Raw genomic sequence first — 21571 nt, 5'->3', positions numbered from 1 at the left:
CATCGCGCCTTCACGAACTACAGGAACAGGATAAGAACATGTCAGCCACTTCTTTCGGTGCATCCTCGGCGAATATCAGCCGGGGACGCGTTGCCCGCTATCTGCGCACGGAGTCTGGTGCTGCGGTGCTGCTGGTGATCGTCACGGTCGTGGCGCTGGCGTGGGCGAACTCGCCGCTATCCGATGCCTATTTCGCGTTGTGGCACCTGGACGTCGGGTTTGACTTCGGGCCGCTGGGCCTGCACATGGATCTGCATCACTGGGTCAACGACGGCCTGATGGTGGTCTTCTTCTTCCTGATCGGCCTGGAGGTGCGTCAGGAGTTCGCCCACGGATCGCTCAGGGACCGCAGCCGTGCCCGTCTCGCTCTGATCGCGGGTGTCGCAGGTGTCGTGCTTCCCGCGCTGGTGTATGTCCTGATCGTGGGGCTGGCCGGAAGTGAGGGCCTGCACGGGTGGGGGGCGGTGGTCGGCACCGATACGGCATTCATGCTGGGCACCCTGGCGATCGTCGGCCCGCGGCTATCTGGTCAGTTGCGCGTGTTCCTGCTCACCCTGACCGTGGTCGATGACTTCCTCGCCGTGTCCATCATCGGCATCGTCTATAGCGAGGAGATTCGGATCGTCCCGTTGTTGATCGCCCTCGCCAGTCTCGTTGCGTTGTGGTGGCTAGGGCGCACCCGCCAGTGGCGGGCAATGCCGTATGTGCTGATCGTGATCGTGCTGTGGCTCGCAACCGTGTACTCCGGCATCCATGCCTCTCTCGCCGGGATGGCCGCGGGGCTGCTGATCCCCGCCTACGCGACGCAACGTCACAAGGTCGTCGCGGCAAAACAACTGTTCCGCGACTTCTGGCAGTCTCCGAGTGCCGCATCGGCCCGCGCGGTGGACTGCGGGCTGTCCCGGGGTATCTCGGTGAACGAGCGATTGCACGAGTTCCTGCGGCTGCCGACGGCGCTGCTGATCGTGCCGGTGTTCGCCTTGGCGAACGCCGGAGTGGACGTGCGTGGCGGGCTGCTCGCCGAGGCCTTCGGCTCGCCAGTCACGTGGGGCGTCATCGCAGGGCTCGTGCTCGGCAAGCTCCTGGGCATCGGGCTCATCACTCTCGTCGCCGTCCGTCTCGGCCTGGGCCGGCTGCCCGAGGGCGTCGGGGTGGGGAGCGTGTTCGGTGGTGCGGCACTGTCCGGGATCGGCTTCACCGTGTCGCTGCTGATCATCGGGCTCGCGTTCGGCACGACCTCCGACCTGGGCCGCCAGGCGACGGTCGGCGTGCTCGTGTCGATGGTGTTCGCCACGTTGCTCGGGTGGCTGATCTTCAAGGTCGCCGCCAAGCGGTGGGGTGAGAAGACCGCTGACCTGCCGATGGTGCTTGAGCCACCGGTCGATCCGGAGATCGATCACATCCGCGGGCCGGAGGACGCCCAGCTCACACTCGTCGAGTACGTGGACTTCGAGTGCGCGTACTGTGCGCACGCGACCGGTTCTTGGGACGATCTGCGTGCCCACTTCGGGGACGACCTGCGGTATGTGGTGCGCCATCTGCCGCACCACCCGCACGGGCCGATCGCCGCGCGGGCGTCCGAGGCAGCGGCGAACCAGGGGATGTTCTGGCCGTGGCTGGACTTCGTGTTCACCCGTCAGCATGCGCTGGAGCGCGAGCATCTGATCGGCTACGCCGCCGAGCTTGGGCTCGACGTCGAACGGTTCATCGCGGATCTCGACAGCACCGCGGTGATCGAGCGTGTCGAGCGCGACCTCGCCAGTGCGGTCGCCAGCGGTGCGCACGCCACGCCGACGTTCTTCGTCGAGGGTCGTCGTCTGCGCGGCAGCTACGACGCCCGCACTGTCACCGCGGCGCTCGAAGCCAGTCGCCGCGGCCCACGAACTCAGGAAGTCCCGTCCTGAGCGGGACGAACTACAGGATAAGAACATGCCAAAAAATTCTTTCGGTGAATCCTCTTGTACCGCTGCGGCCAGCGGCCTCGTGCAGGTGCGCGGGGCGCGCGAGAACAACCTCAAAGAGGTGGACGTTTCTATCCCGCGTAACGCGCTCGTGGTGTTCTCGGGAGTCTCCGGCTCCGGGAAGTCCTCGCTGGCCTTCGGCACCATCTATGCCGAGGCTCAGCGACGTTACTTCGAGTCGGTGGCCCCCTATGCGCGGCGATTGATCGACCAGGCCGGCGTGCCCGACGTCGATGCGATCGACGGCCTGCCGCCGGCGGTGGCGCTGCAGCAGCAGCGTGGCTCCAGCAACGCGCGTTCCTCCGTGGGCAGTGTGACCACCCTGTCCAGCCTGGTGCGGATGATGTATTCGCGCGCCGGCGCCTATCCGGCCAACCAGCCGATGCTGTACGCCGAGGATTTTTCGCCCAACACGCCGCAGGGAGCGTGCCCGACCTGCCACGGCCTGGGCCATGTGTACGAGGTGACCGAGGCCATCATGGTGCCCGATCCCTCCCTGAGCATCCGCGAGCGGGCGATCGCCTCCTGGCCACCCGCCTGGCAAGGCCAGAACCTGCGCGACATCCTGGTCAGCATGGGCTACGACGTTGACCGACCGTGGAAGGACCTGCCGAAGAAGGACCGCGACTGGATTCTGTTCACCGAGGAAACACCGACGGTGCCGGTGTACGCGGGCTTCACGCCGGCCGAAACCCGCGCCGCGCTCAAGCGCAAGATGGAGCCGAGCTACATGGGCACCTTCACCGGCGCCCGGCGATATGTGCTGCATACCTTCGCCAACACCCAGAGCGCGCTGATGAGAAAGCGCGTGTCCCGGTTCATGGAGGGCAAGCCGTGCCCAACCTGCCACGGCAAGCGGCTCAAGCCCGAGGCGCTGTCGGTCACCTTCGCCGGCGTGGACATCGGCGCGTTCATGCAGATGCCGCTGGACCAGTTGGCGGCCTTGCTCGAACCCATTGCCCAGGGCGATTTCCGCGCCCATGCAGCGGGGGCTGCTACGGACAAGGAAGCGACCCGGCGCGACCGTGCCGAACGCGCGGCCTCCGGCCGTGCCGTCCATGCGGTATCGCCCGACGTGCGCCGCACCTCAGCACTGTCGGAAGAAAAGCGCCTCGCCGCGCAGCGCCTGGCCGGTGGCGTGATGGCACGCCTGCGCCAACTGCGCGGGCTGGGCCTGGGCTACCTGACGCTGGATCGGGCCACGCCGACGCTGTCGGCCGGGGAGCTGCAGCGCCTGCGGCTGGCCACGCAATTGAGTTCCCTGCTGTTCGGCGTCGTGTATGTGCTCGACGAGCCCTCGGCGGGGCTGCACCCCTCCGACAGCCAGGCGCTGTACGACGCGCTCGACCGGCTGCGTGACGCCGGCAACTCGGTGTTCGTGGTCGAGCACGACCTGGACCTGATGCGCCGCGCGCAATGGCTGGTGGATGTGGGGCCGGATGCCGGGGAGCGTGGCGGCCGCGTGCTCTACAGCGGCGAGCCGGACGGCCTGCGCAAGATTGCCGAATCGCGCACCGCCCGCTATCTGTTCGACGAAATCGCCGCGCCGGGAAGCCGGGCACGCGAAGCGACCGGCTGGCTGGAGCTTCAGGGCATCCATCGTCACAACCTACATGGCGTGGACGCACGCATTCCGCTGGGCGTGCTGACGGCCGTCACCGGCATCTCCGGCTCGGGCAAGTCCAGCCTCGTCGCGCAGGCCCTGCCGGAACTGGTGCTGCTGCACCTGGGCCACGAGCCTGAAGACGATGCGGCCGAAAGCGCCACCAGCGAAGGGCCGGCAGTGATCGAAGCAACCGGCGGTCATCTGGCCGGCGACGTGGATGCCATACAGCGCCTGGTGCAGGTGGATCAGAAGCCGATCGGGCGCACGCCGCGGTCAAACCTGGCCACCTACACCGGCCTGTTCGACCATGTGCGCAAGCTGTTCGCCGCCACGCCCGATGCGCGACGCCGCCGCTATGACGCCGGACGGTTCTCGTTCAACGTCGCCAAGGGGCGCTGCGAGACTTGCGAGGGCGAGGGTTTCGTCAGCGTGGAACTGCTGTTCATGCCCAGCGTGTACGCGCCGTGCCCGACGTGCCATGGCGCACGCTACAACGAGGCCACGCTGAAGGTGCAGTGGAACGGGCGCAACATCGCCGAGGTGCTGCAGATGACCGTGGACGAGGCCAGCGAATTCTTCGCGGGTGAAGACGCTGTGGCAAGGCCTTTACAACTGCTGCGCGATATTGGACTGGGCTATCTGCGCCTGGGACAGCCGGCGACCGAGCTTTCTGGTGGCGAGGCGCAGCGCATCAAGCTGGCGACCGAACTTCAGCGCAGTCAGCGCGGACGCAGCCTGTACGTGCTCGACGAGCCGACCACCGGGCTGCATGCGTCGGATGCCGACCGGCTGCTGGTGCAGTTGCAGCGCCTGGTCGATGCCGGCAACACCGTGGTGATGATCGAGCACGACATGCGCGCGGTGGCTCAGGCCGACTGGGTGATCGACGTGGGGCCCGGCGCGGGCAATGCCGGCGGCAGCATCGTGGTGGCGGGTTCCCCTCAGCAGGTGGCCCGAACGTCTGGCAGCAGAACCGGTCCGTTCCTTGCCCAAGAGCTGGCGCGGGCCGAGTAGCTCAGTTCGCCAAATGTTGCCAGCTTTCGCGGGGTATTGATCGTCGCCAAACGACGGTGGCGATCAATGCCCGAATCGCGTCATCCTTCCTGAGTCAGAGCAAGATAGGGATTGTTGGGCGGTATTTCGGGGAACGCCAAGGACCCATCTTCAAGGAGGTAGCCATGCAGTCGGCGGGACTTCCTCGGGCCCGTGACTTCACAGGTCCAAATGTTCAGGCCATTGGGGTGCTTGCGATGTAGCTGCAGCTTCTCGAAGCGCTTCTGCACCCACTGCCAATCCTGTTGATTCTCCTGCTTGGCGAGCGCGGCCACTTCGGGATGCTCCTGCGCATAGCGTTGGAACACACCCGGGCTGACCAGGTAGGCCGTGTCATTCACCGTATGCACGAGCGCCTTCGCGTCGTTGATGATGAGCCGTCGTGAGGTGATTCCCTGCTTCAGCCAAACCATGAACTGTTCCGCGGATGGCTTCGTTGCCGATGACCCAGGCGTAGGCGCGGGTACAGGTGATGGAATGGACGTCGCGGCTGTTGCTGGCGCGGGAGGGTGGAGGAACTCTTCGGCATCCTGACCAACGCCGGCCGACTCACCCAAGCCCACCATCGCGAGCAAGTCCTCCATGACGTCGGGCACGGGCTGGGCCGCGGGCGGTGAAACGATGGTGGTGCTGTCGTCCTCCCAAATTGGAGGCTCTTGACCTCCCTGCGCTGGGTTCACCGAGACGGTTGGCGCGGGAGCCGACATGCTGGCGTCGTTTTCCGCCGGCGTCGCGTCGATCTCTACCGTGCCTGCGAAAGGTGCTGGTCGCTCGCCAGACTCCCAGATCAGCGCGGGAGCGAGACGCAACAGGGTGAACGAATGGGACCAGCCGGTCGTGCTGGTGACGGTCGCGCGCCAGACCGCTTTGCCGTCCGAGGTGGGCTGGAGCATGCCGTGGTCCTGCAGCACGTTGAACACGGCGGTGTTGTTCGCAGGAATGCCATCGATCCCCTGAGACAGGAGGTGTGCGCGCAGTTTGTCCGAGACTGTCTTGCTCACCAGCCACAAACCATCCTCGGTGAGCCAGCCATCGGAGGCTTCCGGCTGGTTCAGCTTCAACTGTTCCTTGAGCAGGTAGCGCAACCCGTCCAGCAGCTTGCGTTGCAGTGCGTGCTTGGGCGCGGCCATGGCGCGCGCCGGATCGCCGCCCAGCTCCTGGGCCACCGACGCCCGGTCTGCTTGCACGACGAGTTCCCCCAGTACACCGGCATGTTCGTACTGACCGGCCAGCACATAGAGCAGCGGTGCCCAGAGAGCCGGATAGTCGCTGAGCCAGTCCAGGACGTGGCGGTCGAGCAGTTGGCGATAGAGCAAGCCTGTTGCGGCGCTGTGCAGGCGGTATTCGCGGTCGTCACGGTAGCGAAATCGGTACGCCTGGTGCAGCGGGCCATGCCACGGATGCCAAGTACTGCCGTCGGCCAGTTCGACGTGTAGATCGACGGCGATCTTGCCAATATCGTGGAGCAGCGCAGCATAGGCGACGGCGGCGGTCCAGGCTTCGGACTGCGCCGCCTGGTCTTCGGGACTGGCACCGATGGGCAGCAGATGGGACTGCCGCAGTTTCAGGCTGTAGGCCACGATCTCCAGGCCGTGGTCGAGCATGCCGCCCGGATAGGCATGGTGATGCGCCTCGGAGGCCGGAAAGGCTTGGACCAGTTCGGCGTAGCGTTCCAGGGGCGTGCGGTACAGGGTGGCGAATTGCCGGTGTGAGAGCGACGTGCGCTGCCAGATGTGCTCCAGCAGCTTCTGCCGGCGTGGGGTGGCCAGCAGCGATGCGGCCGACTCAGGACGCAGCAGCCCTTTCGGGAGGTCGGTGACGGGTGGTGGCGTCGGTGCGGCAGCGACCGGGGGCCGTTTTCGCTGGAACAGGGAGAGCATGTGAGGTGTCCTAATGACGGGCCGACCGGGAGGCCTTTTGGCCTTTTCGAGGTAGGGCCTTTCCCCTTGCACCCCATTCCCTTGCCATTTCGACCCTTTGGCCTTTAACCGTTTCGGTATAGCGGGGCCTGGACTGCGGCTCCACCGTCAATGTGGAACCCGCTCGAATGCATTGGACGGCGACCAGGCGCTGGCCTCGGTCTATGCTGCGAAGGCGCTGCTTCCGCCGGGTAGGTTGCTCTCTAGGCGTCAAAGTTGACAAACGCGACAAAGGCGACTAGAGTGGAGCCTGTCTCAAACCTACTCGGGAGATGACCATGCCCACTGCCATTGAATTCATTGCCGACCGTCTGCCGCGCGTCACGGTGGAAGATGTACGCCGCTTCGCGGATACCGTCGAAATCCGGGATGCCACGGCTTTCGCGGCCGAGTTGCAGGCGTTCGTCCACGAGCGCGTGGAAGCGGTGACACTGCCCGCCAACTTGCAGGGGGAGACCGTTGGGCAGGCCCTTGCACGCAAGGCGGCCGCGCTGCGCGCCGACACGCGCTGGGCACCGAATGAAACCGACGTCCAGCGAGGCCGCGCCGTGCTGCTGGAAACCTTCAACCAGCCGCACAACCTGCCGCCCGCGGAGTTCGCCAAGCTGGCGGACAAGTCGCGCCAGCAGATCTACAAGGACATCCTCGCGCGTCGGCTGCTGGCGCTGAACGTGGGGCCGCGCGGTCAGAAGCTGCCCGACTGGCAGCTCGACCCGGTGAAACAGCAGTTGACCCAAACCGTGCTTCAGGAGGTCGAGGGTATCGATCACTGGACGATCTACCGCGCACTGTCCGAACCGCTCGAAGGCTTGGGCGGTCGCTCGCCGGTGGATGCGGTGACGCATGGCACGATCGACGACGTAGCCGAGGCCGTGTTCAACGTGCTGGGCGTTCAGGTGCATTGAAGCGAGACTGCCATGAGCCACGAGCTGCCTTCGTTCCTGATCGATGCCGGTGAACTGCTCCAGCATGTGAGCCGCGTCGTCTATCGGGGCAGCCCGCTGTACTATGGCCGCAGCAGCACCAATCGCTACGACGACCCTGCCCGGACCTACGGCGTGCTCTACCTGGGGCGCGACCTGCCCACGGCGCTGATGGAGTCGGTGTTTCACAAGCATCAGTGGCTTGATGACGCGAAGCGCTCGATCGCATTGAAAGAAGTCCAGGGCAGGATGGTGCGCGCCGTAGGGGTGATGGCCGACGTGCTTCTGGCCGATCTCACGGCACCAGGCGTCATGGCGGGCTACTTTGGCCTGAACCTGGAGCAGTTGGCCAGCCGTGGCTACACGCACACGCAGCAGGTGTCCGCTCATGTGCATGCGATGGTCGGCGACGACGGCCAACCTCTGTTTGACGGGGTACTCTATCCGTCGCGCAACAACTATCCCGCCAAGAGCATCGCCCTGTTCGAGCGTGCGGGAACGAAGGTCAGCGTCATCGAGGACATCGATCTGATTGACCATGTGGACTGGCCGCGTTTCGTTGCCACCTACCGCATCGGCGTGGAACCCGACCCCGGCCCGATAGAACCGGATGATGAAGCGTCCTGAAGCAGCGAGAAGACACATTGGAAGCCCGAAACGGAATGAAGTGGAGCACACTGGAATAGGCATTCCTCAGTAGCAGGAGACGACCATGAACACCACAACCCGCACCAGCACCGCAGAACGTATCGGCCGCGCCTTTGGCCGCGGATGGCGTGCCTATGCGCGTGGCGAACGGCGGGTATCGAATTGGTTGGTGGCCAAAGGGGTGCCTTCGGTTGGTGTCACAGTGCTGCTGTGGGCGGTCAAGCTGGCTGTGCTGGGCGCGCTGCTCTACGCCGCCTTCTGGTTCGCACTCGTGTTGCTGGGAGTCGTGGTGGCGGGATGGGCGGCGGCTGCCAATACCTCGGAAGAAGACGAGTGGCCGTTCACCGACCTCACCGAACTACGCAAGACACCCGGCTACGATCCCAATCTGTACAACGATACGTCGCACGAGTTGTACACCGACGACTGATCGGCACCGCGCTATTTCAGCTTACCTCCGGTAAGGGCCCCAGCGCCCTTACCGCCTGCTTGGCCGGCGCTCTTGCTGCCATCTGAAAGCCCCTGGATGACGTGCCCGGCCCGAATCCCAACCCAGGTAAGACTCGCAAGCCAAAAGCCCGGCAAGACCAGGAACATCGTGCCCATGACGAACATCAGGAGCAGGTCGCCAAAGGCATTGTTCAGCCCCACCAGTGGATCGAAGTTAGTGTGTGGCCGGTTCCAGCCGAAGCCCCACCCATAGAGTGCATCGAGGATGGTGCTGTCGATCCAGCGTGCGAGTTGGAACCAGAAATCGGTGAAGAACAGCGCGAACTGCACGACGCTGACGGTGACGACCGTCTTCAGGTCATAGGTGCCCACGACTAGCACCAGCGGGATGCAGATGACCAGTGCCATCTTGAGCAAGGCAAGCACCATGGGCAGCGCCTGGCGCACCACGTCCATGGCGGGAAATGCGGCAAGTGCCCCGACCGCCATTCCTACATCCCCCGTGGCCCGCGTCACGATGTTCGGCAGGGTCTTGTCGATCTGGCCGCCGTAGTCGGTATAGACCGAACCCTGGTTGAGCTTCTGCTGTCGCGGTGACGCGATGGTACGGACCACCGAATCGTCCACCTCGGTACGGCTCAGGAACCCGGCCCAGCCCGCCAAGCGATTCAACAAGCTGGGGTCCACCTGGCTCAGCAACCGTGCCCGCAGGCCGTTGCTGCCATCGGCCCACCACTGCCTGCAGGTCGGGTAACCGCCGCCACTGGCCACCTGCGCAAGCCCTGCGTCGCGGGTGTCGTCATAGGGCCATGACTCGCGTGCCGTGCCGGAACGGTAGCTGTCGTAGTAGCCGCCGGTGTCCGTGAAAAACCTCGAACCGATCCAGGTCACGTCGTTCATTTGAGCTTCGTCCAGCTCCGGCCGTGCCATGAACAATTTAGCGCGTGCAGGTCCGTAGCAGTCGTGTGTGAAATCGGCCACTTCCTGAGCCAGCACCGGGTCGTTGATGCGGGTAGCGTCGATCTCCATGCGCATCTGTCGCAGGTCTGTCCCGCACGGGATTGCCGCCACCGAGGCGCTGGTGACGGCGCGCGAGAGCGCGTGCATGAAGGCCCACCAGACCGGCACCTTGGCACTCTGGTTGTTGATGGTGCTGAAGGACTGGGACCAGCCGGTATCCGTGGGCTGCGGCACGCTGACCTGGCACTGGGCCGAGCGCGAGCTGTCGTACTGAATGGTGTTGAGGTCCACGTCGATGAAGGGGATGCCGGCGAACATCACCACTACGATGGCGACGAACACCCGGTTCTCGATGCGTGCGGCCGAGAGCACGCCCTTGTTGCCTTCGTCGGCACCCTCCGCACGGGCCTTGAGCCATTCCTGCACGATGATCGCCACGAAGGGCAGTGCGAATACCCCGCTGGATACCAGTACCGCCCAGATGCCGTTGTTGACGATCCAGGACACCAGGGTCAGGTAGTACTCCAGGTAGTCGGTCGTGAAAAGCGTCATGGCTCGGCCCTCCCCTCAACCCTGCATCAACAGGCTGGCTTCAAGCGCCACGATGGCAACGACGCCGGCGATTTCGCTGCGCACCAGGCGGCGCCGCGCTTGCGCGTCGTCCTCACGCGCAAGCAGCCGGCGACGCATCCAGACCCAGCCGTAGGCCGTCGCGCCATACAAGCACAGCCGCCAGACCAGGAAGTAGCCCGCTGCTGCCGCCAGCCAACGCTCCCAGCCCGCGACGCTTCCGACGAGGTAGATGCCAACGATGTTGGCGCTCACGGCGACGGCCGCGAGTACCACCGTCCACAGCAGCGCCTTCGCTGCGCGCCGGCTGAACAGCCAGCGCGGACGTAGCCAGGTCGCACGCATCAGGCTCATGGCCGGCCTCCCGGATTGCCCTTCTGCAACTGATCGAGGCGGTCAGGCACTGGATCGCCTTCGTAGATGCCACGCGAGCCCGCCGCGCGCGTGCCGTGGCGCTGGATGATCGCCATGGGCGAGTTGTTCGCCAGCTCCCGGCGCAGCTCCAGCTCGGTCTTGAGGTTGCGAATCTCGCGATCGAGCGTGTCGCTCTCGTGGTTCACCGCCTCCACGGCGAGCTGGTTGGCCGCCACGTTGGGCTCCTTCTTGCCGGTCAGCAGAGTGCGTTGCAGCAGTAGCGCCTTCTCCAGCACCGACGCCAGCGCAACCTCGGACGCCAGGCGCTGCGACAGCAGGTGCTGGTCCGGCTCGTCGCGCAGTGCCTCGACCACGCCGCGCGTGATGGGCAGTGACGCACTGCCGGCCTCCCGCAGGTTTTCGGGCGTCGTGTTCTTCGCCTTGGATACCAGGTCCTGGAGCGCCTGCAGCTTGGCGTCGTACTCCTCCTGGATCAGGGGCGTCAGCCCGACGCCGGGCACCGTCTCCGTCTTGGTGCAGGCGTCGCAGGTGCGCTGCTCCTTCTCGCCGAGCACCCGTGTTGCCCACTCGATGGCCGCCTGCGGCGTGGTCCAGGTTTGGCACGACAGGCTCGTGCAACTGGCCGGAGCGATTGCCGACGTGTCGGTCACCCCGCGGCCATTGACCAGGTTGTAGCCCGCGCGGGTGACGTCACCGACCACCTTGATCGCGGGCTGACCGGAGCCGCCGGCATTGCTTCCCCCGACCCAGGGCACGCCATCGTTGCCACGGCGCGTCTCGGCCTGCTCGATGGCCGAGACGGCATCCGTGCTCGACACTGCATCACGCAACGCCATGCCTTCGGCCATCTGGCTCCAGCCGAGTTGGCCGCCAGCCGTTTCGGCCATCTTTTCGGCCATGGCGCGGCACGTCAGCTTCGAGCGGTCGAAATCCAGCCGCGCTTGCAGAACGCCGTTGGTGAGCAGGTTGTAGAGGCCTGGATCTGCCCGCTGGATGATCAACGCCGGCAGGGACGCCACAGCACTCGTAGCACTCTGGATCACCGAGGACATGATCTGCTGAAAGCCATTGGTGACACCGTTGAGTTGATTCTTCAACGTGGTCTGGATGCTCATGTCGCCACAGATCAGATTGCTGTTCCAGCCGACACCCACGCCGAGCGAGCGCATGCCGGCTGCGCGGCCCATCGAAACGGCGCTGCCGCCGCCGATGGAGTACATGACGTCATCGCCGATGACGTTGCCGCTGGTCTGGTAGCCCAGTTGGCCCCAGGCCACGCCGCTTGCCAGAACCAACGCGCCGGTAAGCGCCAAACAGATCCTCTTGCCACGAGCCGGTGGGGAGAACTGCATAGAGTCGGAACGCTTCATCGCGACACCTCAAAGGAAATCAACGCTGCCAAGGAACACCTGTCCACGGCGTTCGCAGCAGGCATACGGCCGCCACAGCGCCCAGGCGTAGTCGCCTTGCTGGGCCTGGGTCAGGAAGCCGGTGCGTGGGAAAACCGTGCAGGACGAGGACAGGACGGGCGTGAGTTCCTGCCACTTTCCAGTCGAGGCATCACCCTCCATCAGCGCGCCGGCGGGCCAGTAGCCATCGCGGGCATTGGCAAGCAGCGCCTGGTACACGTGCAACTGCCCGCGGCGCGTGACGACATCGCCCGCACGCTGGGCCACCACGGCTCCCGATTTGTGGTCGTCGGTCTGGTGCAGGAAGCCGCCGCGGGGATACACGTTGCCCCAAAGGTTCATCGTGGTGCGTGCGCCGACCTCGCGCATGCCGGGAATCAATGCCTCCGGGTAGGCCATCTCGGGCACGTTGTAGCGCCAGGCAAGCGTGTCCAAGGTGCTGAGCAGATACGGCATGAATGCCGTTCCCGCGCCCTCGCAGAAGTAGCCCGAGGACGAAACAAACTGGTTGAACACCTCGACGCCAGGATGGCCGATCACGTCGGCGTTCTTGAATTTCGCGAGATTGTTTTCGTGATCCTCGTTCGTCGTTCCATCGCCGCCCGCTTGGGCGGACGGGTTGGCCGTACTCATCGCCCGGACTTCGACCCACGGGTTCTCGCCCGTGTTGCTGTAGCTGGAGACGACCGCATCGGGGATGTAGTGGCGCACCTTGACAGAGGTGCGCACCGTGCAGCCTCCCCAGGTGCAGTAGAGCCAGTAGCAGATACCCACCACCCGGTACTCCAAGCAATCGGGCGAGGCCACCGAGGCAACGATGGCGGTGGTGTTCAAGGCGTAGCTACCCGTGGCGCTGAGCAGCAGCAAGGAAGCCACGCCAGCCCGCATGCGGCGCATAAGGTCGAATGGCCGCGTCATGGCTGGGTCCTCCGACGCTGCTCAATGCGCGCGACGGCGCGCGCCACATCCGGCTCGCCATAGACGACGTAGCGCTGATCCACCACGACAGCCGGGATGCTGGTGATGCCCAGGCTCCATGCGTCGGTGACGCCTTGGTATGCGGAAGCGATGCGGCGCTGTAGGTCGGTGCCGCCCTGGTTCAGCCGACGCTTGACGGTGGCCGCCGCCTGTTCGGGGTCGGCGGGCAGTTCCGCAGAAAGCTCCGCTTCAATCCGGCGGGCTTCGTCCAGCTCGATCAGCCGCTCGCCGCCCATGGTCTTGACCGGGTGGTGGCTGTCGGTGACGACCAATACGTCGGCCGCGAAGATGACGGGGCTGAACACGGCCAGGGACGCCGGCAGCGCCACGACCAGGCCAAGGGTTCGCCAGCCCGACGCGAACGTGGAAAAGGATGCCGGCATGTCGCGTGTCCCGAAAGTTGATCAGGGCCATAGTCAAACGCGAACCTCATGCCACCCCAACAAACAATGCGCATCGCGGACTGCCCGCATACCTGCTTGCCCCGCACCAATGAAAAAACGGAGGCCGAAGCCTCCGCGAGGATCAATGAAGCAATGCGACCGTTACAGCAGGCCGGACTCCGCAAAGGAGAACGGGGAACCCTGGCCGACGATGATGTGGTCCAGTACCCGCACATCGATGAGCGCCAGCGCGGCCTGCAGTTGCTGGGTCAGCATGCGATCCGCGCTCGACGGTTCGGAGATGCCCGAGGGGTGCTGGTGGGCGAAGACCACCGCGGCGGCATTCAGCTCCAGCACACGCTGTACGACGACACGTGGATAAACAGAAGTCGAGTTGATCGTGCCCCTGAACAATGGCTCGTAGGCCAGCACTTGGTGCATGCTGTCCAGGAACACAGCGGCGAATATCTCGTTGGGTTCAGCGACCAGTTTCACGCGCAGATAGTCCCGCACGGCGGCCGGCCGGCTGAGGCACGGTCCAGCTTTGAAGATCCGTTTTTCCAGCAGCACGATGGCCTGCTGGATGATCCAGTCCTCGTGCTGGGCAGCTACGGCGGAAAGCGACTCCACACAGGAGTCATTGATGGCGAAAGACATGGCGAACCTCCAGACGGTGAGATCGGAGGGCGCGCGCCCCCGAGGGCAAGCCCTCCTGGGGATGAGAATGAAAAGGTGCATCCATCACCGCGATTGCGGTGACCGTTCGCGGCCAGGATGCAAGGCGAACGAGTCGCGGTCAGCGCAGAGGACTGCGCCGTAGCCTTGAAGACCGGGGCTACCTGGGCATGTCGCCGACGACGTCGGCAGGCATTTCGGATGTGGGTGTGTTGGTCGAACCGTCAGCCGCCAGCATGTCCATGGCTGACAGCAAGGCATCGCCCTCGATCGGCCCCTGCAGCAGGATGGCCTGGCCCGTCTGGCGATCGAGCAGGCGCAGTGATGGCGTGGCGGTTACGCCGCTCTTGGTGGCTTCCGCAGCCTGGGCGCGGATAGCCGCACTGGGTCTTTCGCTTGACATGCACTGCTCGATGGCTGGCGTCGATTCGGGGTAGCGCAAGCCATCCGGCAAGCCCTGGCCGTCGCTGCGCGTGTGGGCATAGACCCATTCGACCGCCTGCCAGAACGCGGCATGCCCGCCAGCTTCGGCTGCGCATTCGGCCAGACCTGCCTCGGCCGAGGCGGCCGGCTCGTGCGCGGCCAGCGGCTGGTGGTGCCATTGCAGCGCCACGTCGGCGTTGGAGCCCACCCACCGCTTGAGCTGCGGGAAATACTCCCGGCAGAACGGGCACTCCAGGTCAGCATAGAGCGTCAGCGTGAAACGGCCTTTGGGGTTGCCCATTAGCCAGGGCGGCCCGGCCACCGGTGCCATGCTGACCGGCGTGGGCGGCTGCGGCGGGGATTCGCCGGGCGACCTCGACACAAGCCAGATCAGCAGCAGCGCGATCAGCACAGCAGCCAATGCCCAGGGCCAGCGGGGCCGCCCGTTGCGGCGGCGGAACGCCTGGACCTGCATCGGAATGGAAGGACGTTTCTGTTCCATGGCGTTCTCCGTCTTACGACAGTTCCAGGGCCGGCGACTCGATGCCGCGCGCCTGGTCGATCTTCTCGGCCACCTTGAAGGCCGCTTCCAGTTCGGTGCAGCCGTAGTGCTGCATAAGTTGGTAGCGTTCGGCCTTCTCTTCGGGTTCGGTTTGCGCGAGCGCAAGGTAGAGACTTGGCGGCACGGCGCGGAACAGCACTTCCATGCTCTTGGAGAGGATGACGCCCTCGGTGAATTTCCCCGCCTCCTTGCGAGCAGAAAGCATCAGCGCTTTCTGCGCGGGTGAGAGTTCGCGGAAGCGTGCGATCTTCTCGACCTCATCGGGCGGCATCGACAGGCAGATCCACCACTCAATCATGTTGAGCATGGGCTCCGCGGCACGTGGCAGATCGTCGATGTTTTGGGTCGCCAGCCAGAACCAGGCCCCTAGCTTGCGCCACATTTTTGTGATTTTTACGACGTAGGGTGCAAGCAGCGGGTTCTTGGTGATGATGTGGCCCTCGTCGGTCACATTGATGATCGGACGGCCCAGGTATTGGTCGCGCTCGGCGATGTTGTTCACCGTGCTGATCAGGCTGATGTACGCGATGGAGAGTTGCGCGTTGTAGCCCTCGCGCGCATAGGTCGCGAGATCCACCAGGGTGATGTCGGCTTCGGGCCACGGCGTGCCGTCGCGGTCGAACATCTCACCGTCCGTGCCTTGACAGAACATGTCCATGGCGTCCGCCATCTCCAGCAGCCTCACACGCCGCATCTCGGGCAGCGTGGGGTCCTGGCCGCGCGTGCGCAGCGCGTTGCGCACGTCGCGCGTGAGCACCGTGCGTTTCTCGGCCACGCAGTGCTCGGCGGCATCGAGGATGCACTGGCGGATCAGCGAGCGATCAGCCCGCGTCATCCGGGCTTCTTCTTTGTCCTCGCCGCCTGTGATCATCAGCCGTGCCGTGATCTCCAGTTCACCCAGCACGTCGCGCTGCTCGTCCTCCTCCATGATCGAGGAATCGGCTGGCAATTCTTCATCCAGTGCATCGGCGTCAAGCGTCTGCACGTTGCTGGGCGTTTCGATCAGCCGGCGAGCGTCGGCGAACGGCGCCAGGCTGATGCCAGAGCCAGGAGCCAGCTTGACCCGGTTCACGGTCAGACCCAGGCGCTTTGCGAAGTCGCTGAACAAGCCGAAGCTGTTGCCGGCTTCCACGATGAACAGCCGCGGCCGGTAGATGGCCGTAACCTGGTTCAGGAGGTTGTTGAGCGTTGCGCTCTTGCCCGAGCCGGTGGGGCCGAACAGGAACAGATGGGCGTTCATCTGCCTGTCCAAGCGGTTCAGTGGATCAAACGTGATCGGCCCGCCGCCGCGGTTGAAGAACGTGTTGCCCGGATGACCCGTACCCTGGCTGCGACCCCACGCCGGCGAGAGATTCGCCACATGCTGGGCGAACATCAGTTGGGTGAACCAGTTCCGTCGATCTTGCGCAGGGTTGTAGCAGCACGGTAGCCAGCGCAGGTAGCTGTTGAGCGGCGCGACTTCATCGTCCTCGCGCACAGGCTGCAACCCCGCGTTGAGCATCACGTTGGCGAGGTCCAGGCCGCGCCTGTCAAGTTCGGCTTCATCGCGTCCGCGCAGATAGAACGCCAGCGTGCCGCGGTAGAGCTTGTGCGCGCTGCCGATGAGCGAGCGCGCCTCCTGCACATCCTTGAGCGTTTGTTCCGATGCCAGTGTTTCGCCGACAGCCTTCTTCGCCAGGTGGTTCAGGTGCGATTCGAGGATGTCCTGGGGCGTCGCCACCATGGTCAGACACATCGTGGTGTCTTCGGGCATCTGATCGAAAAGCGTGTTGATAGCGTCCCCCTTGCGGGTTTCGCCGGTCAGGTGCCCCGTACCGGGCGGCATGCGTAGCCGGTCGGTGACCAGTACGCGATGCGGCATGCCGTCGAAGTACCAGGTGCCGTGCTCGGCATCGGAGCGAGGCTGACCGAAGAACAGCCGTTGACTGAAATCCCGACCACTCGCCAGCTCGATCTCACCTTCCTCCACCTCGTCGGGATAGCGGGCCAGCGCATAGAAGCGCTCTCGCTCCTCAGCGCCGGGCCCGAGCATCGTGGGGCGTGGGTTGAACCAACGAAGCAGCCAGTCGTGAACATCGGCCGCGACCATGCGCCGGGCCTGGATGCCGGCGTTCGCCAGGCCGCCGCAGAGGCGATCGCAGACGATGTTCAGCATTTGCTCGGGTGTCTGGCCGCGGCGGTTCGCCTGCCCGGTGGCCCGGCGATAGACCACCATGCGCACGCGCCGCGTCTGGCCGCGCCAGCGCAACCGCGTGACCACCGTGTCCTCGAACAGTCCGCCCGGTTTGGCCACTGCGCGCAGGTGGTGGCCGAAGAAGCGGAGGTAGAACTCGGTGAAGGCGGTATCGCGGGCACGCGGCTGCACGTAGTCGCGCAGCGTCTGCATGTACTGGTCGAAGCTGGGCTCGTCCTGTGCATAGAGCTGGAGCACCCACGGGTTCTCATCCAGCTCATCGAACGAGTCCTGGAGCGCGTTTTCGAGCGCATCGCGGGCATGCGCGAGCCAGCCCGGCTCCCGACCTTCGGTGCCTAGCGGGACCAGTTCGTAGAAGGCCGCGACCGATTGCCCGTCCTCCAGCAGCATGGACTTCGACGGTGGCAGGAACTCCACCCACGGCAGCAGCTCCGCGAATGACTGCGCAACGTCGTACAACGCCTGCTCGTCCGCCACGGTCGCCGGCCTGCGGCCCTGGACCGTCGCTCCGGGTTCGGCAATGCCGGCCTGGCGCAACGCCTCGACGTGGCGCTGCCAGCCGTCCGGCTGCTCGTCATTGCCACCATCGGATGCAGCCAGCTTCGGCCAGGGAAGTTTCCAGCGCATCAGTAGTTCTCCACGCGCTCGCCCGGCATGGCGTACTGCACACGCTGGTACAGGGGGAAGACCGTCGTGTAGCCCGGAACCGGCACGGGATCGGTGCCCGCCAGGTGCGGGTACACATACATGACAAGATCGGGGTTCGGCAGGCGGTGGAACTGGCGATAGACCTCGTTGCGCGCCGTGCGCGTGTAGCGCATCTGCTCGGTGGGCGCGGCCTCCACGTCGGCCTCGGTCAGCGGCCGGCGCAGGCTCTGGCGTGCATCGAGCAATTGCCTGCGCGCCACCTGGCCGGCGCCACCACCCCCGTCACCGGCGTTCTGCTGCCAGATGTCCATCATCGTGCTGTCGCCGTGGGGGAGCAGCTTTTCCTTGCTGGTGGCACAGCCGCCGAGCACCGCGACGGCGAGGGCCAGCGCCAGGGCCTTATTCAAGTTCGAGAGCATGGCTTTCTCCTGCGCGGTGATCGACCTTGCGGCCTTCGGGATCGAAGTCGATGGCGAGAGGCTTTTCGAGGTGGACGGCGACCTTCGCGCCGGGCTGGACATAGATAGCGGCGAACGCCTGGCCATACAGCTTGTTCACCCAGTCGGCCATGTCGCGCACGCCACCGGCCAGGATGCGGCCCACGGCTTCATTGCCCGAGATACCGACGCTGCCGATGGAGCCGTCGGCGCCGACGTAGGACATCTGGCCGCTGTCGCTGTCGATCAGCGAGGCGACGCCGGCACCGGCGGCGGTAATCAGGGCTTGCGAGCCAAGGTACTGCTGGGCGTTGCTGCGCCGCTCCCCGCTGACGCAGGGAATGCCGTATGGGTCGCTGATCCAGCCCAGGCCTCCACTTTGAGAGTTCTGCTGCTGGTTGTTCTGCTGGTTGCCGTCGCGGTCTTCGGGGATGGTGCGGATCGTGCCGTCGTGGAAGACGAAGGTGATGCTGCGTACCTGGCCGCGCACGCACGAGAGCGTCCAGTCGCCCGATGCGGTGCCGCTGAACACGGCACCGGCCACGTCGGGAATGTCGATGCCATTGGCGGTCAGGTTGTCCGATCCGACCAACACCTTGAAGGGGTACGGATCGTTGACGGTTCCGTCGATCGGCACGCGGCCGATCAGCGCCGTCATCGCCACCGACCCCATCAGCGTCGAATTGGTCGGTACGGTATAGACCGCCTTGGCGCTCTTCACGCCTGCGGCGCGTGCGCCCGCGTTCGCCACGGTTTCCGCCGTGGCTTCCAACGTGCTCTGCGCGGGGCCGAAGCTCGTCGGGAAGCTCATGCCGCTACCCGTGCCACGACTGCTGTTGCGCCCCTCGACTTTCCTCGCATCGTCGGGTTCGACCCAGCGCACGCCGCCTTCCATGCTGGCCTCGTCGCCGTCACGCAGCCCCAGACCCACCGGCAGGTCGGCATGGCCGCCGCCACGTCCGCCGATACTGTCCAAGCGCCGTTGCAGGTCGGCAAGCAGCCCTTCGGTCTGCTGGCGCGCGCTGGCTGCCTGCTCTTGGTCGCGACGCAGGTTGGTGCGCTCGGAGTCGAGGGCCGAATTGATGCGCTGGTCAATGGAGTTCTCGCGCTGGCGCAGTCGCTGGTTTTCTTCGCGCTGGGATTTGTTGTCCGAGAGCGCGGTCTGAAGCTCGGTGCGCAACTGCTTCACTTGGGCAACGAGCGTCGCCACGGTGTCGCGCGGGGTATCGCCCTCAATGCCCAGCGCCTTCATTTCCGCTGGAGTGAGCTTGGCGCCGGCATCCGCGGTCGGTGGTGCCGAAGTGCTGCCACCCGAGAACAGCCGGATGGCGACGAACAGCACCAGCACGGCAACCGGGATCATCAGCCACTTCAGGAGTCCATTACTGCGCATGGCGGACCTCCTTGCGGTCGGTGCCATCCTGGGAACTGGCTTCCGGTTGCGGGAGATGCACGGCCGGGTCGAAGCGGTTGACCGCTGGTAGCAGCGATTGCGCCAGGCCACGCCCGCGCGTCACCAGGTACAGGACGGTCGTGTCCTCGGGCGTCCCGCGCGGGCCAAGCGCCTCGTGTTGGAAGGTGGCGGTGAGGAAATCGCCTTGCAGCACGCGCGGGTCCAGGGTAATCCAGCCGCTGCTGCTGTTGGTCAGGCGCACGGCGGTCACCCACTGGTCTTCCAGACGCCACGACGCGAGCGCGACCGCGCGCACGGGCAGCGTCGGCATCAGCGTGCCGAGGTCGAGGTCACGGCGCAGGTTTACCCGCATGACGCTCGGCAGCGGCTCCACTGTGCGTAGCGGCGCGTAGAGGTTCTGTGCGGCGAAGCGCGTCAGGACAACCGGCACCGGGGTCTCGCGTCGCGCCGCTCGCGCGCCGGCCTGGTCCTGGACGCGCGCCGGAGCTTCGTTGTCATCGCCGGGCTGATCGCCATAGCGCGCCGGGGTGCTGTTGCCCTCGACGATGCGCACTGGTTCCAGCTCGGCTTCCCCGTCCTTGGCTGGTTCCGCCGCAATGTCCAGCAGGATCAGCGCGCCCGTGTCGGCGTCCTGCAATTGCAGCCGCGTGGGTTCGATCGGCTCGCTGGCGCGCAGGTACACCGCACCGCCCGCGCTCTGCACCCGCAGGCGCTCGCCGACGCCCGCGGGCACGCCCACGCGGACGTTGCGGTCGATAAACACGATGCGCTCCTGGCCGACCTTCAGCGGCACCGCCAGCGGCATGCGTTCCCAGCGCAGGATCTCCACCGCCTGGACAGCGGGAGCCGCGGCCACTGCCAACAGCCCCAGCAAAGTGAGTACAGGATGCTTCATGGGATTTCTCCTTGAGGCGCTTGCGGAGACAGGCCGCCAGACGCCGGGCGCGTCGGCTCCGGCGTGCTGATGCGCTGGGGTGCGCCCTCATAGCAGTCGAGCGCCAGACCGAACGGGTTGCGGGCAGGATCGACGTCCACCCGCGTGACCTTCACGGGATAGCGCACCAGAGCGCGCTTGACTTGCTCGGCGCCGTAGTACTCGTCGGCGGTGATGTCCAGCGTCACTACCCAGTCGCGGTCGGAAACCACGCGCACGCGGGCCGTGGGGTCGTCGCCGTAGCCGCGGCCGGGGATTTCGTAGATGCCGCGCACGCGTTGGCGCAGCTCGCCCGTGCTGCGGCGGTAGTCGTAGTCCGCGCGCAGGAAGGCCTGGCAGGACGGGGTGAGGTACGGCGAGAGCGTGTGGAGGTTGCGCGCGTAGTCCTCTTCGCCATTCGTCGGCCAGCGGTTGAGCGTCTGGAACACGTAGAACGTGAACGCATAGACCGATTCGGGCGGCACTTCCCACCACTTTCTGGTACTGCCGGAGCGCAGGTCAGGCGGAACGTGGATGGTCAGATCGCGCGGAGCGCTCCACCAGCCGCCACCCATGACCAGGGCGACGATGACCAGGGCACCAGCCCCCAGGCGAAGCGTCTTGATGTGCGCCTGAAGGTGGGTGATCTCGTTCTTGAAGCGGCTCATCGCGCGCTCCTTCGGGTGGTCCAGAAGCCGGAACGCGAGATCAGCACATTTCCGCCCACCCAGCCCGCCATCAGTGGATGACGTGTCGCAATGCGCCATTGCAGTTGCCGATACAGCCAGGTGTCGGGACGCCCGCGCTTGAGGCGGCGAAGAATGCCGCCGCCGATGAACACGCCCAAGGCCACGCCCAGGACGACGAACGTGGGAGCTAGCGCGATCGTGCGGAACACCCACGACAGCGGCGCGCCGACCAGCAGGCCGGCGGCGCCGGACAAGCCGCAGCAGATCCACAGCTCGTCGGCGGTGAGGCCGCGCACGACAACGGGATGGCGGTTGAGCCGGTGCGGAAGGAACGTCACGGTCCCGTCCGCACGGACGTGCTGCTGCTCGGACATACCAGCC

19 protein-coding genes are annotated in these 21571 nt (G+C 65.6%); 5 read left to right on the top strand and 14 right to left on the bottom strand.

Going from position 1 to position 21571, the window contains the following annotated elements:
• Nucleotides 1–38 precede the first annotated feature (38 nt).
• Together nhaA and ACUTAG_RS20870 are read left to right on the top strand one after the other, a co-directional pair.
• Nucleotides 39–1904: a Na+/H+ antiporter NhaA gene (gene nhaA / locus ACUTAG_RS20875; protein ID WP_049233167.1), complete on the top strand. Its 1866-nt coding sequence runs from the start codon at nt 39–41 to the stop codon at nt 1902–1904.
• A 25-nt stretch (nt 1905–1929) separates the two neighbouring features.
• The gene (locus tag ACUTAG_RS20870; protein WP_446650301.1) at nt 1930–4581 is read left to right on the top strand and encodes an excinuclease ABC subunit A; all 2652 of its coding nucleotides are present in this window, start codon (nt 1930–1932) and stop codon (nt 4579–4581) included.
• A gap of 80 nt (nt 4582–4661) precedes the next feature.
• Here the strand turns inward: ACUTAG_RS20870 and mobH are convergent, their stop codons facing one another.
• The gene (gene mobH / locus ACUTAG_RS20865) at nt 4662–6500 is read right to left on the bottom strand and encodes a MobH family relaxase (RefSeq protein WP_023093421.1); all 1839 of its coding nucleotides are present in this window, start codon (nt 6498–6500) and stop codon (nt 4662–4664) included.
• A gap of 317 nt (nt 6501–6817) precedes the next feature.
• Between mobH and ACUTAG_RS20860 the strand changes: the two genes are divergently transcribed.
• The 3 genes from ACUTAG_RS20860 (at nt 6818) to ACUTAG_RS20850 (ending at nt 8540) form a co-directional block, all read left to right on the top strand.
• A complete protein-coding gene (locus ACUTAG_RS20860) occupies nt 6818–7444 on the top strand; it encodes a hypothetical protein (RefSeq protein WP_023093422.1) in 627 nt (208 codons plus the stop codon).
• A 12-nt stretch (nt 7445–7456) separates the two neighbouring features.
• Complete coding sequence (locus ACUTAG_RS20855) at nt 7457–8089, top strand: RES family NAD+ phosphorylase (RefSeq protein WP_057380489.1); 633 nt, start codon at nt 7457–7459, stop codon at nt 8087–8089.
• A gap of 85 nt (nt 8090–8174) precedes the next feature.
• A complete protein-coding gene (locus tag ACUTAG_RS20850) occupies nt 8175–8540 on the top strand; it encodes a DUF3742 family protein (protein ID WP_049232029.1) in 366 nt (121 codons plus the stop codon).
• A gap of 11 nt (nt 8541–8551) precedes the next feature.
• Here ACUTAG_RS20850 and ACUTAG_RS20845 read toward each other — a convergent pair whose 3' ends face one another.
• The 13 genes from ACUTAG_RS20845 to ACUTAG_RS20785 form a co-directional block, all read right to left on the bottom strand.
• A complete protein-coding gene (locus ACUTAG_RS20845) occupies nt 8552–10072 on the bottom strand; it encodes a conjugal transfer protein TraG N-terminal domain-containing protein (RefSeq protein ID WP_057380490.1) in 1521 nt (506 codons plus the stop codon).
• A 15-nt stretch (nt 10073–10087) separates the two neighbouring features.
• Nucleotides 10088–10438, bottom strand: coding sequence for a hypothetical protein (locus ACUTAG_RS20840; protein ID WP_432419698.1), 351 nt, complete (start codon nt 10436–10438; stop codon nt 10088–10090).
• Nucleotides 10439–10440: 2 nt separating this feature from the next.
• Nucleotides 10441–11835, bottom strand: coding sequence for an integrating conjugative element protein (locus tag ACUTAG_RS20835; protein ID WP_023657216.1), 1395 nt, complete (start codon nt 11833–11835; stop codon nt 10441–10443).
• A 9-nt stretch (nt 11836–11844) separates the two neighbouring features.
• Nucleotides 11845–12792: a TIGR03756 family integrating conjugative element protein gene (locus ACUTAG_RS20830; RefSeq protein ID WP_057380491.1), complete on the bottom strand. Its 948-nt coding sequence runs from the start codon at nt 12790–12792 to the stop codon at nt 11845–11847.
• Nucleotides 12789–13235 (bottom strand): TIGR03757 family integrating conjugative element protein, encoded by a 447-nt coding sequence (locus ACUTAG_RS20825; protein WP_057380492.1) that lies wholly within the window; start codon nt 13233–13235, stop codon nt 12789–12791. The genes ACUTAG_RS20830 and ACUTAG_RS20825 overlap by 4 nt, the downstream gene beginning before the upstream one ends.
• Nucleotides 13236–13397: 162 nt before the next feature.
• Nucleotides 13398–13892, bottom strand: coding sequence for a RadC family protein (gene radC / locus ACUTAG_RS20820; RefSeq protein WP_057380493.1), 495 nt, complete (start codon nt 13890–13892; stop codon nt 13398–13400).
• Between the two features lie 178 nt (nt 13893–14070).
• Nucleotides 14071–14835 (bottom strand): DsbA family protein, encoded by a 765-nt coding sequence (locus ACUTAG_RS20815; protein WP_057380494.1) that lies wholly within the window; start codon nt 14833–14835, stop codon nt 14071–14073.
• Nucleotides 14836–14848: 13 nt separating this feature from the next.
• Nucleotides 14849–17716 carry a conjugative transfer ATPase gene (locus ACUTAG_RS20810; RefSeq protein WP_057380495.1) on the bottom strand — a complete coding sequence of 956 codons (2868 nt, stop codon included), beginning with the start codon at nt 17714–17716 and terminating at the stop codon, nt 14849–14851.
• On the bottom strand, nt 17716–18156 hold the full coding sequence (locus ACUTAG_RS20805) for a TIGR03751 family conjugal transfer lipoprotein (protein WP_057380496.1): 441 nt from the start codon (nt 18154–18156) through the stop codon (nt 17716–17718). Before ACUTAG_RS20805 ends, ACUTAG_RS20810 begins: the two co-directional genes overlap by 1 nt.
• Nucleotides 18137–19567: a TIGR03752 family integrating conjugative element protein gene (locus ACUTAG_RS20800; protein ID WP_446650300.1), complete on the bottom strand. Its 1431-nt coding sequence runs from the start codon at nt 19565–19567 to the stop codon at nt 18137–18139. The genes ACUTAG_RS20805 and ACUTAG_RS20800 overlap by 20 nt, the downstream gene beginning before the upstream one ends.
• Nucleotides 19557–20483 carry a TIGR03749 family integrating conjugative element protein gene (locus tag ACUTAG_RS20795; protein ID WP_446650299.1) on the bottom strand — a complete coding sequence of 309 codons (927 nt, stop codon included), beginning with the start codon at nt 20481–20483 and terminating at the stop codon, nt 19557–19559. Before ACUTAG_RS20795 ends, ACUTAG_RS20800 begins: the two co-directional genes overlap by 11 nt.
• A complete protein-coding gene (locus ACUTAG_RS20790) occupies nt 20480–21169 on the bottom strand; it encodes a PFL_4703 family integrating conjugative element protein (protein ID WP_023657224.1) in 690 nt (229 codons plus the stop codon). Before ACUTAG_RS20790 ends, ACUTAG_RS20795 begins: the two co-directional genes overlap by 4 nt.
• The gene (locus ACUTAG_RS20785; RefSeq protein WP_057380499.1) at nt 21166–21564 is read right to left on the bottom strand and encodes a TIGR03750 family conjugal transfer protein; all 399 of its coding nucleotides are present in this window, start codon (nt 21562–21564) and stop codon (nt 21166–21168) included. The genes ACUTAG_RS20790 and ACUTAG_RS20785 overlap by 4 nt, the downstream gene beginning before the upstream one ends.
• Nucleotides 21565–21571: the final 7 nt, after the last annotated feature.

This window comes from Achromobacter sp. CSND-B12 (genome assembly GCF_052906545.1).
Note: the sequence above shows the minus strand (reverse complement) of the source record. Positions and strands in the feature narration are given on the sequence as shown.

Bases quoted from the DNA above. Each gene is read 5' to 3' on its own strand.
- ACUTAG_RS20860 (WP_023093422.1), top strand. From the start codon at position 6,818: ATGCCCACTGCCATTGAATTCATTGCCGACCGTCTGCCGCGCGTCACG.
- ACUTAG_RS20835 (WP_023657216.1), bottom strand. From the start codon at position 11,835: ATGAAGCGTTCCGACTCTATGCAGTTCTCCCCACCGGCTCGTGGCAAG.
- ACUTAG_RS20800 (WP_446650300.1), bottom strand. From the start codon at position 19,567: ATGCGCAGTAATGGACTCCTGAAGTGGCTGATGATCCCGGTTGCCGTG.
- ACUTAG_RS20785 (WP_057380499.1), bottom strand. From the start codon at position 21,564: ATGTCCGAGCAGCAGCACGTCCGTGCGGACGGGACCGTGACGTTCCTT.
- ACUTAG_RS20825 (WP_057380492.1), bottom strand. From the start codon at position 13,235: ATGCCGGCATCCTTTTCCACGTTCGCGTCGGGCTGGCGAACCCTTGGC.
- ACUTAG_RS20850 (WP_049232029.1), top strand. From the start codon at position 8,175: ATGAACACCACAACCCGCACCAGCACCGCAGAACGTATCGGCCGCGCC.
- radC (WP_057380493.1), bottom strand. From the start codon at position 13,892: ATGTCTTTCGCCATCAATGACTCCTGTGTGGAGTCGCTTTCCGCCGTA.
- ACUTAG_RS20790 (WP_023657224.1), bottom strand. From the start codon at position 21,169: ATGAGCCGCTTCAAGAACGAGATCACCCACCTTCAGGCGCACATCAAG.
- ACUTAG_RS20830 (WP_057380491.1), bottom strand. From the start codon at position 12,792: ATGACGCGGCCATTCGACCTTATGCGCCGCATGCGGGCTGGCGTGGCT.
- ACUTAG_RS20845 (WP_057380490.1), bottom strand. From the start codon at position 10,072: ATGACGCTTTTCACGACCGACTACCTGGAGTACTACCTGACCCTGGTG.
- ACUTAG_RS20805 (WP_057380496.1), bottom strand. From the start codon at position 18,156: ATGCTCTCGAACTTGAATAAGGCCCTGGCGCTGGCCCTCGCCGTCGCG.
- ACUTAG_RS20855 (WP_057380489.1), top strand. From the start codon at position 7,457: ATGAGCCACGAGCTGCCTTCGTTCCTGATCGATGCCGGTGAACTGCTC.
- mobH (WP_023093421.1), bottom strand. From the start codon at position 6,500: ATGCTCTCCCTGTTCCAGCGAAAACGGCCCCCGGTCGCTGCCGCACCG.
- ACUTAG_RS20815 (WP_057380494.1), bottom strand. From the start codon at position 14,835: ATGGAACAGAAACGTCCTTCCATTCCGATGCAGGTCCAGGCGTTCCGC.
- nhaA (WP_049233167.1), top strand. From the start codon at position 39: ATGTCAGCCACTTCTTTCGGTGCATCCTCGGCGAATATCAGCCGGGGA.
- ACUTAG_RS20870 (WP_446650301.1), top strand. From the start codon at position 1,930: ATGCCAAAAAATTCTTTCGGTGAATCCTCTTGTACCGCTGCGGCCAGC.
- ACUTAG_RS20810 (WP_057380495.1), bottom strand. From the start codon at position 17,716: ATGCGCTGGAAACTTCCCTGGCCGAAGCTGGCTGCATCCGATGGTGGC.
- ACUTAG_RS20795 (WP_446650299.1), bottom strand. From the start codon at position 20,483: ATGAAGCATCCTGTACTCACTTTGCTGGGGCTGTTGGCAGTGGCCGCG.